Below are 621 nucleotides of genomic sequence, written 5' to 3' on the forward strand. Positions count from 1 at the left end.
ATCGCTCGCGTACCAGATCGCCTCCAGCGACTGCTCGCGCACCGACGGAAATGCCATCGGCAGGAGGCGTGCGCTGTGGCACGGCAGGACCGTGCCGTCCGGGGTGACGGTCATGAAGATCGCCCCCCAGCCGCCCATGCACGCCTTGGGCCGCTCGGCGTAATAGTCGGGGACCACGAACAGCAGGCGCATGTCGCGGCCCCTGGCGGCCAGCCGCTCGCGCCAGCGCGCGGTGGTGGCCTCGGCTTCCTCGAGCTGGTCGCGACTCGGCAGCAGCCCGGCGCGGTTGAGGTACGCCCAGCCGTAGAGCTGGCAATTGGCGAGTTCCACGGCATCGGCCCCGAGGTCGTCGCACAGCGCGATGATGGCGTCGAGATCGTCGATGTTGTGGCGGTGCAGGACCACGTTGAGCACCATCGGGTAGCCGGCGGCCTTGACCGCGCGCGCCATGGCCAGCTTCTTGGCATGCGCCTTGGGCGAGCCGGCCACGGCGGCGGCGACCTCGGCATCCCCGGCCTGCAGGCTGATCTGGATATGGTCGAGACCGGCCTCGCGCAGGGCGGCGATGCGCGCCGCGTCGAGGCCCAGGGCCGAGGTGATCAGGTTGGTGTAGAACCCCAG

At 70.5% G+C, this 621-nt stretch carries 1 protein-coding gene; it reads right to left on the reverse strand.

Features of this window, described 5'->3' with window-relative positions:
* Positions 1-621: radical SAM protein (locus ACFOEV_RS15660; protein WP_386775587.1), on the reverse strand; the 621-nt coding region annotated here is incomplete at both ends.

The organism is Litchfieldella rifensis (genome assembly GCF_042646605.1).
In the GTDB taxonomy this organism is placed as follows: domain Bacteria; phylum Pseudomonadota; class Gammaproteobacteria; order Pseudomonadales; family Halomonadaceae; genus Litchfieldella; species Litchfieldella rifensis.